We start from the raw sequence: 9,327 nt of genomic DNA, 5'->3' as shown, positions 1-9,327 counted from the left end.
TGGGATATGCTTTACTCATGTTGCTCTCTCGGTGCTGTCTACTATCTATTCACAGCGTATACCGAGAGAGCTTTTTTACAATCTGTCCGACTTTTCAAACATCCTCTAATAAGGCAACTACTTTATTTAACAAGGCAAATCTGTTTTGCACCTTTAAGCTGTAGAGAAGCGATCGCAAAGGTTTTAAAATTGGGTCGTTTTGCTAACCAACCCTGGGGGAATGGCTTTGTTTGGGGTGTTTATCTTCCAGAGCAATGGCATATTGCCAGTAATTGAGCAGAAATGCCGAATTTTTCAGCCTCACGATCATTACTGGCTTAAAATCTTATTAAGTAATTTGTCAAGACCCTAAGGTTAGGATTTACGGATTTTATTCGTGACAGCCTATACTGATGCAACATCCCTTTAGCAAGGTTTTGCCACTGGAGGTGATGATTTTATTAGCAAGCCAATGTGAAAGTCGGTTATAGCCAGGGGAGGTAAAGAATGATGAGATACGATCGCCGATTATTGTCTTATGCGATCGCGATTGGCTCAACGGCGATCGCTCTTTTGCTGTCACTTTGCCTAGAACAACTAATATCACGGACTATTGGGGCTTTTTTTTATATAGCGATCGCCGTGACTACCTGGTATGGTGGTTTTCGTCCAGGGATCGTCACGGTTACCCTGTCTACATTGGCAATCAATTATTTTTTCATTCCCCCGCGATACAAATTTTCCATTCCTGAAGTAGAGGATGTATTTCGCCTGGTTCTTTTCCTACTGGTTGGCTTGACAATTCATTTTATTACAGGCAGTCTTTACCACAGTAGACATAAGATTCAGCAACTGGGGCAAAAATTAGCGCAGGAAAATGCCGAGCAACTGCGGATGGCTTTATCGGCGGCGCAGATGGGAATGTGGGATTGGGATATGGTGACAGGTAAAATTAATTGGTCACCAGAACATGAATATTTATTTGGCTTAACTGTTGGTAGCTTTGACGGTAAATATGAAACTTTTGATGCTTGTTTACATCCAGACGATCGCACTTTGCTTAACCAAGCAGTACAACAAGCAATCCAAACCCATCGCATCTACCATTGTGAATTTCGCGTAATTTGGGCAGATGGGAGCATTCACTGGGTTGAGGGACGAGGACAAGCATTTTATAACGCCGCAGGTGAGCCTGTGCGCATGAGTGGAACTGTGATGGCGATTGACGAGCGCAAACAAGCTCAAAGCCAAGAGAAACAACAATTTGAGCAACAGCGCTTAGTAATGGAAATGACTCAGCGCATTCGCCGATCGCTTAATTTACAAGAAATTTTGCAAGCTACTGTTGATGAAGTCAGGCAGTTTTTAGAGTGCGATCGCGTGATTATTTTCCAATTTTCTCCCGGCTGGGGTGGCACAACGGTTGTAGAATCGGTAGCCCCAGAATGGATGTCTATCTTACCACTGAAGATTTACGATCCTTGTATTGGCGAAGAAAACGTTGAACCTTTTAAACGCGGTTTAGTTACAGCCAAATCTGATATTTATACGGCGGGAATTAGCCCCTGTCACGTTGAATTTCTGGCTAGTCTCCAGGTGAGAGCTAATTTAGTAGTTCCCATTCTCTTGGGTGATGAACTGTGGGGATTATTGGCGGCGCATCACTGTGCGGCTCCCCGGGAATGGCAATCCAGTGAAATCGATTTGCTGCGACAGTTAGGCGCACAGGTAAGCATTGCCATCCAGCAAGCAGCTTTGTTTACACAGGTAGACACTGAACTGCAAGAACGAAAACAAGCCGAAATTGCATTGCAAGAAAGAGAATCAACTTTAAACTTATTTGTCAGGTATGCACCTGCCAGTATTGCCATGTTCGATCGCCAGATGTGCTATGTCATGGCTAGTAAAAGATGGGTAGAAGAGTATCATCTTGATTCCATTGAATCCCTCATTGGGCGATCGCACTACGAAATTTTTCCCGAAATAACCCAACAATGGCGAGATATTCACCAACGCTGTTTAGCTGGGATGATTGAAAAATGCGATGAAGATTTGTTTGTCCGCTTAGATGGTAGCCAACAGTGGATATGCTGGGAAATTCACCCTTGGCGTAAGGCAACAGGTGAGATTGGCGGCATTATGATTTTTGCTGACGATATTACAGAACGAAAACAGGTACAAATTGCTCTAGAGCAAATGAATACCGAACTTGAGCAACAGGTAACCAAGCGTACAGAGCAACTGAAACAAACAAACAATCGCCTGTTAGATACAGTAATCCAGCAGCAACAAATTCAACTCCTGCTTTTAGAACAGGCGCAACTCCTAGATTTGGCACATGATACCATCATGACTCTAGATTTAAGTTGGAAAATTACTTTCTGGAATGATGGAGCTGAGTCGATGTATGGCTTTAGCAAAGCTGAGGCTGTAGGGCAAATCTCCCATACTCTCTTAAAAACCCAATTTCCCCAACCATTAAGTGAAATTGAAGCAGAATTTTTAGCCACAGGTTATTGGGAAGGAGAACTGATTCATTTCCGCAAGGATGCTCAACCGGTGACTGTTTCCAGTCGTTGGGTATTACAAAAAGATAATGTCGGTAAACCAGTCAAGATTTTAGAAATTAATAATAATATTACAGTACAAAAACAAGCCCAAGCTGCTATACAAAAGTATTTACAAGAAGTTGAGGATCTTTATCATAATGCGCCTTGTGGTTACCATTCCCTAAATGTGGATGGTAATTTTATTCGCATCAATGATACAGAACTAAAATTGCTAGGATATACCCGTGAGGAAATGTTGCACAAGAAGTTTTTAGATTTCCTCACCCCCAAAAGTAAACAATTATTTCACGAAAATTTTCCTAAGTTTAAGCAACAGGGTTGGATTAATAATCTGGAGTTTGAAATTTTCAAAAAAGATGGCACAACTACATGGATCAGCTTAAATGCAACAGCCCTCACAGATGAAGCTGGTAACTTTATTATGAGTCGCTCAACATTATTTGATATTAGCGAGCGCAAACATATCGAAGCCGCTTTGGGCGAAAGTGAAGAAAAGTTCCGCCAGTTAGCAGAAAATATTCAAGCTGTATTTTGGATGACAGATAAAGACTATCAGCAAGTTCTTTATGTCAGCCCAGCTTATGAAGCTATTTGGCAACGCAGTTGTGCAGATCTGTATGAAAACGTTTTAGCTTGGATAGAATCCGTGCATCCAGACGATCGCGATCGCGTGAAACTAGAAATGTTAGAACAGCTAAAAACCGGGCAATTTGAGAAAAAATACCGCATTATCCGCCCTGATGGTTCTATACGTTGGATTCGCGATCGCGCATTTGCGATTAAAAATGAACTAGGGGAAATAGTGCGCATAGCTGGGTTGGCGGAAGATATTACCGAAGAACAAAAAATTGAGCAGATGAAAAATGAGTTTATCGGCATTGTCAGTCACGAACTGCGTACACCTTTAACCTCAATTCGCGCCTCTATGGGTTTATTAAAAAGTGGCATCTACGCTCAAAAACCAGAAAAATCTCAGCGGATGATTGAAATTGCTGCTAAAGAAAGCGATCGCTTGGTGCGCTTAGTTAATGATATTCTCGATTTAGAACGCTTAGACTCAGGTCGTGTAGTTTTAGAAAAAACCATCTGCAAAGCAGCCGATTTAATTGAACAAGCAGTAGCGGGAGTACAAGCGATCGCCAAACAGCAAAATATTGCCTTTGATATCCATGCTAGGGATGAGCAAGTCTGGGCAGCAAACGACGCTGTAATTCAAACACTGACAAATCTTTTAAGTAACGCCCTCAAATTCTCCCCTGCTGATTCCACTATTGCTATCAGTGTGCAACAACAAAAAGATGCGTTATTGTTTAAAATTAGCGATCGCGGTAGGGGAATTCCAGCAGACAAATTAGAAACCATCTTTAACAGATTTCAGCAAGTAGATGCCTCCGATGCTCGTACCAAAGGCGGTACAGGCTTAGGTTTAGCCATTTGTCGTACCATCATCGAGCAACACGGCGGTAAAATCTGGGTTGAGAGTACTCTCGGTACAGGTAGTACATTCTTCTTCACCCTACCCATCGCTGTCTAGCCAAAGGAGTAGGGGGCAGGGGGCAGGCATGGGTGTCAACTTAAGTTCTCTCACTTACCCGACGTACCGCCCGCAGGCTGTAAGCCACTGGCTCACGTTACAAAGCCCACCTGCGTGGGCTAAATTTTCTTAGCCCACGCAGGTAAGCTCATGTTCAATTAGCCGCACCCTTCGAGGGTGACGGCGGTTGATTGGGTAAGCGAGGGGTTGGGGGTGAGGGCAAAAACCTTGCTACAAAGCGAGTTTCACGTTAAGTTGACACCAATGCCCAATGCCTAATGCCCAATGCCCAATGCCCAATGCCCAATGCCCAATAACAAATGACTAAAAAACTATTAATCGTTGATGACGAAGAATGTATTCTTGAGCTAGTCGAAGCTTGTTTATCAGATATCGGCGGATGGACAATAATAACGGCTAGCTCCGGGCAAGAAGCGCTCAAAATCGCCCAGAATCAACCCGTAGATGGAATTCTGCTAGATGTATCTATGCCAGAAATGGACGGTTTTGCTGTATATGAACAACTTCAGACTAATTTAGCTACTAAAACGATACCAGTAATTTTTCTCACAGCCAAATCTCAAACAAGCGATCGCGTGCGGTTTGCGCAAATGGGAATTGCTGGAGTCATTATCAAACCCTTTGAACCTTTCAGTATTTCCCACGAAGTAGCTGATCTTTTCGGCTGGGATGAATAATTGATTATTAAGTTTTGTAACATAAACTGATTTTTCATAAGTTTTTTATTTTTCTAATTTACCTTTCTGGTATCAGCAAAATCTCTGAAACCGCAAATCAAAGGTGAAGACTTTTGATTTGCGCCAAAAGTTTATTAACTGCTGATACTTATTTATTTAAAAAAAAATAAATATAGCTGTAGCCAGATAGATTAGGACATCAACCTAAGATAAAACCCTGATACTCAAAGGTTTTTAAGTCTGTCAACTGTCAACTGTCAACTGTCAACAACTATACATCTTGTTTTTCCCAGTCTTAGCAAATTAGCTAAGACAAATTTACTGTGCATTCTATCTAAAAATAAAGATGAATAATCTCTTATCCCATACACAAGAAAATCATATTAGGGAAAGAAAATCTCTGGCTGTAAATGACTCAAAAAAATATGGAGTGATTATATTTGATTACCAATTGCAGATTAAGCACATAAATCAACAAGCACTAACAATGATCGGATGGAACTTACATGAAGCACAAGGCAAAATTTTCACCGAAATTATGCAAGTTGTCGAGCAACAAACTCTGCTCAATCTAGAAAATAAAATTATTTCCACAATTAAAGAAAAAGCTACCCTTTATTTTCATAAAGGTATTCTATTAATTGCTAAAAATGGAAACATGATTCCTATAGCTAATAGTATTAATTCATTCAAAAATGACCAAGGTGAACTTACAGGAGGCGTGATAGTGTTTTGGGAGGAAAGATAAAACAACAAATAAGCCAAGTAGTGCAGTGCAATTAAAAATGCTAGTCAGGCTGTAGATTCACAACTAAGATCAGAAGACGAGGCGGAGCCTCGCAATACGCATTTCCAGCCGGAGGCTGGAAACGAGATAGAGAAAAGTTTTGTGCTTAAGTTGACACAGATGGGCATTGCCATGCCCTCTAGAATAGATTGACATGCCGCAAACAATATTTAAATTGGTATGAGTAATCAATTTTTAAGCTTTGTAACGAAATTTCGGTTTTTATAAGTTTTTCATTTTTCTAATTTACCTTTCTGGTATCAGCAACATCCTTTAGACCAAAAGAAAAATATATGAAAACTTGTCAAATTGAACCATTTGCAGGAAAAAAGGTTAGTTTATGCCCACCCCCAGGTTACGCTGACAGTCAAATCACAGAGAAATGGTTTGGTATTTCGGTTTTGCACTCCCAAACTGTGAATATCCGTGCGATTGATGCACAACAGCGACAGCAAATCCTAGAGCATCCTTTGACTGCACGAGAGCTTTGTATTCTCAAAATGATTGTTGATGGTAATAGTAATTTTGATATTTCTCAAACACTATATATAACAATCGGTACTGTGAAGGCACACGTTAGAAATATTTTTAACAAGCTCAATGTTGGCGATAGAACTCAAGCTACTGTATTAGCTCTGCGCTCTGGCTTAGTAGATTAATCAAATCGCTTTCAGATGAAAATTTTCTTTTTGGAGTCTCCTTAAATGCAGACATTAGAGGTGGTAGGTATGTCCACCAAAACTATCTTGCTCATTGATAATGAACTATATGTGCGAGAAATTGTGGAACTTTGCCTCACAGATTTAGCTGGTTGGAATGTAGTAGTTGCTGATTCTCTTTTAGAAGGAATCCAGAAAGCTAAAATTGAGCATCCTGATGCGATTGTTATGGACTTATCCATGCACTGTATGAATTGTTTTCAATGTATTAATGAATTTAGAGATAAGCCAGAAAACCAAAAAATTCCTATAGTGCTAATGAGTGCTGCTGTACGATGGTTAGAGCCAGAATTTTTGCGCCAGCATAAAATAGCAGGTGTTATCTTTAAACCCTTTAATCCTTTACAAATTCCAGTTCAGCTTGCAAAAATACTGGGTTGGGATTATGTACCAAGTTGTTATTTGTAGAATTGCCTGTTGAATTTCTGACTAAGTAGCCATCATGAACTGCGTACACCAGAACACATAAAAAATTGAAAACGCCTTCACCCTCAAGGGTGAGGCTATAAAACCGTTAAGTTAGCGTCAAAAACCTTAAACCGCGTAGGTTGGGTTGAGGAACGAAACCCAACATTTTCGGCGATTTGTTGGGTTTCACTTCGTTCAACCCAACCTACTAGCGCTTAGGGAACTCCAAAAAATAAATTATTCCGTTAAACGTTGACGGTTGACAGTTGACGGTTCACAGTTAACTATCAACCGTCTGTAGGGGCGGGTTTTGCGAGATACTCATGTCGAAAACAAATATGTCGGTTAAACCCGCCCCTACAACAATAGTAATGGAATATTTTTTTACTTGGAAGTCCCTTATTTAAAAAATCAAATTTCTCATCATTTATCATTTCGATTTGTTACAACTAGACTTTTTTCATCAGTTTTTTATTTTTTGTCTATAAATTTATTTCGTTGGTGATTCTACTTAGTTCTGTGCATGAGTAAGAATTTCACTCATTCACCTTGCCCTTACTCACCAATATTTAACTAACATTTAGTTTACTGTCATTCAATTTATTAAATAAAACAACAATTTTATGTCACACTGTCCTTGCTGCTCTCATCAAATGCTACGTCATATCCGCGCCAATGAAACTTACTGGTTTTGTCGCCACTGTTGGCAAGAAATGCCTAATCTGAATTTCTCAGACAATCATAATATTTTAGGCTTAACTAAAAATATGCCATTAGTAGTCAAAAAGTCAATTTACTCATTTTAATTTGGCTACTATTCTTTACTCAAAAAAGTTAACACAATGAGCATATCTTCTGATACGCAAAAAAACAAAGCTGTGAAAATCCTGATGGTAGAGGATGATTATATTTTTGCCATGAAATTACCAGAAAATTTCCCAGATATGGTACTTTTAGATGACACTCAACGTCGCTTACAAGAAGAATGTAACCTAGCGATTAAACATGTGCGACAACTAGAAATCCAAATGGCAGAAATGCAAAACATGAAGCAATTAAAAGAAGCTGTGTTAACCGCAACTTCTCATGAAATGCGCTCGCCATTATCAAATATGAAAATGGCAATCTATATGTTAGAAAATCTTCTGACTCAGCAGGGAATATTCATGTTAGTGCCAGCTACTATCTCTGAGTCGATTTCTCGCTATCTCAATATTCTCAGTTACGAGTGCGATCGCGAATTAAATTTAGTTAACGATTTGCTGAATCTACGAATTTTAGATGCAGATTTATATTCCTTAGAATTGAGTTTAATTCAAATTCACTATTGGCTACCCCCATTAGTTGAAAGTTTTCAGGAAGTAGCGCAAGCACAACAAAAGGCTTTCAGCGTTAATATCGGCGCAAATTTACCACCAATAGTTTCCGATTTAGCGATTTTAAATCGGATTGTATCAGAGTTACTCCACAACGCTTGTAAATACACTCCTTCAGGAGAAAAGATTATTGTCACTGTTCAACTCACCTCTACTCAAAACCCCAGTTTGCAAATTATCGTTAGCAATTCTGGGGTAGAAATTACAGCAGAACAAATATCTCTGATATTTGAACCATTTTACCGAATCTCTCATAGCCAAACAGAAGAACAATCCCCAATTTTTGGCTCATCTTCTTTGACTTCTCAAAGCGAACCTAATCAAAATCATCAGGCTGGATTGGGTTTAGCTTTAGTTAAAAAACTTGTGCAATATATCCAAGGCTCAATTGAAGTTACAAGCAGTCAAAGCTGGACACATTTTTTAGTTAAACTACCGCTAACAATATCAAAGTGATTGCAAGTGCATAGCTAGAAACTGACACTCACACTCATGATTTTATTTATCCTAAAAATGGATAATAATTTATGAAACCTGACAATTATCAAAAACCTAAAGTACTAATTGCAGATGATGACGCATCTTATCGCCTAATGCTAACTCTAATATTAGAGGAACGCGGCTGGGAAGTAAGTACAGCCAATAATGGTAGAGAAGCAATACGAAAAGTTTTAGCACAAAAACCAGACCTACTAATTTTAGATTATCAGATGCCAGTTTTAACAGGTGGTGAAGTTTATCAAAATCTCCAGTCAAATGGAATTAAATTACCAGTTGTACTAGTTTCTTCAGAGAGTGCTTTAGAAAAATTAGCCTCATCATTAGGTATTGCTGATTTTCTACATAAACCATTTGATGTTGGAGAATTGATCACAATAGTTCAGTCTGCTCATGAGAAATTTAGAAACTATTAGCAGCAGTACAAGTCAAGGGTAAGGGTTATTTTTTAACCCTTACCCGTTAATCTATAGGATTCATATTTGATTTTTGAATAAATACGTAGTGGCGTGGCAAGGCTAAAATGTTGCAAAAAAATGTAGGTTGGGTTGACGTAAGGAAACCCAACACCAGCATCTATGTTGAGTTTCTAAAATTCATGTTGGGTTTCGCAAAGCCTCAACCCAACCTACATCTAATGCACTATTTTAGTGGGAGCATCCCAAATGTGCAAAAACGCCCTCACCCTATAAGGGTGGGGCTAGAAATACGAAGCCTGCCTTCGCAGGCTATCAAACTTTTAGCCTGCGAAGGCAGGC

General features: G+C 39.4%; 7 protein-coding genes and 1 pseudogene. All 8 read left to right on the top strand.

Annotation, left to right across the window (positions count from 1 at the left end; all coding sequences use genetic code 11):
* Nucleotides 1–276, top strand: a pseudogene (locus tag H6G08_RS37270) (hypothetical protein); the annotation flags it as partial.
* A gap of 210 nt (nucleotides 277–486) precedes the next feature.
* On the top strand, nucleotides 487–4,083 hold the full coding sequence (locus tag H6G08_RS36420) for a PAS domain S-box protein (RefSeq protein WP_190552115.1): 3,597 nt from the start codon (nucleotides 487–489) through the stop codon (nucleotides 4,081–4,083).
* Between the two features lie 320 nt (nucleotides 4,084–4,403).
* Nucleotides 4,404–4,781, top strand: a complete 378-nt coding sequence (locus tag H6G08_RS36415; RefSeq protein WP_190552113.1) for a response regulator — start codon at nucleotides 4,404–4,406, stop codon at nucleotides 4,779–4,781.
* 346 nt (nucleotides 4,782–5,127) lie between these two features.
* The gene (locus tag H6G08_RS36410) at nucleotides 5,128–5,529 is read left to right on the top strand and encodes a PAS domain S-box protein (RefSeq protein ID WP_190552111.1); all 402 of its coding nucleotides are present in this window, start codon (nucleotides 5,128–5,130) and stop codon (nucleotides 5,527–5,529) included.
* Nucleotides 5,530–5,861: 332 nt separating this feature from the next.
* A complete protein-coding gene (locus tag H6G08_RS36405) occupies nucleotides 5,862–6,227 on the top strand; it encodes a response regulator transcription factor (protein WP_190552109.1) in 366 nt (121 codons plus the stop codon).
* A 69-nt stretch (nucleotides 6,228–6,296) separates the two neighbouring features.
* Entirely contained in the window at nucleotides 6,297–6,695 is a 399-nt protein-coding gene (locus tag H6G08_RS36400; protein WP_206758306.1) for a response regulator, read from the top strand.
* Nucleotides 6,696–7,537: 842 nt separating this feature from the next.
* The gene (locus H6G08_RS36395; protein WP_190552105.1) at nucleotides 7,538–8,527 is read left to right on the top strand and encodes a sensor histidine kinase; all 990 of its coding nucleotides are present in this window, start codon (nucleotides 7,538–7,540) and stop codon (nucleotides 8,525–8,527) included.
* Nucleotides 8,528–8,598: 71 nt separating this feature from the next.
* Nucleotides 8,599–8,985 (top strand): response regulator, encoded by a 387-nt coding sequence (locus H6G08_RS36390; protein ID WP_190552103.1) that lies wholly within the window; start codon nucleotides 8,599–8,601, stop codon nucleotides 8,983–8,985.
* Nucleotides 8,986–9,327 lie beyond the last annotated feature (342 nt).

The organism is Calothrix anomala FACHB-343, from assembly GCF_014696435.1.
GTDB lineage: Bacteria > Cyanobacteriota > Cyanobacteriia > Cyanobacteriales > Nostocaceae > Aulosira > Aulosira anomala_A.
The sequence above is the reverse complement of the archived record's forward strand: the minus strand, read 5'-3'. Positions and strand labels throughout refer to the sequence as shown.

Bases quoted from the DNA above. Each gene is read 5' to 3' on its own strand.
- H6G08_RS36420 (WP_190552115.1), top strand. From the start codon at position 487: ATGATGAGATACGATCGCCGATTATTGTCTTATGCGATCGCGATTGGC.
- H6G08_RS36395 (WP_190552105.1), top strand. From the start codon at position 7,538: ATGAGCATATCTTCTGATACGCAAAAAAACAAAGCTGTGAAAATCCTG.
- H6G08_RS36415 (WP_190552113.1), top strand. From the start codon at position 4,404: ATGACTAAAAAACTATTAATCGTTGATGACGAAGAATGTATTCTTGAG.
- H6G08_RS36400 (WP_206758306.1), top strand. From the start codon at position 6,297: ATGTCCACCAAAACTATCTTGCTCATTGATAATGAACTATATGTGCGA.
- H6G08_RS36405 (WP_190552109.1), top strand. From the start codon at position 5,862: ATGAAAACTTGTCAAATTGAACCATTTGCAGGAAAAAAGGTTAGTTTA.
- H6G08_RS36390 (WP_190552103.1), top strand. From the start codon at position 8,599: ATGAAACCTGACAATTATCAAAAACCTAAAGTACTAATTGCAGATGAT.
- H6G08_RS36410 (WP_190552111.1), top strand. From the start codon at position 5,128: ATGAATAATCTCTTATCCCATACACAAGAAAATCATATTAGGGAAAGA.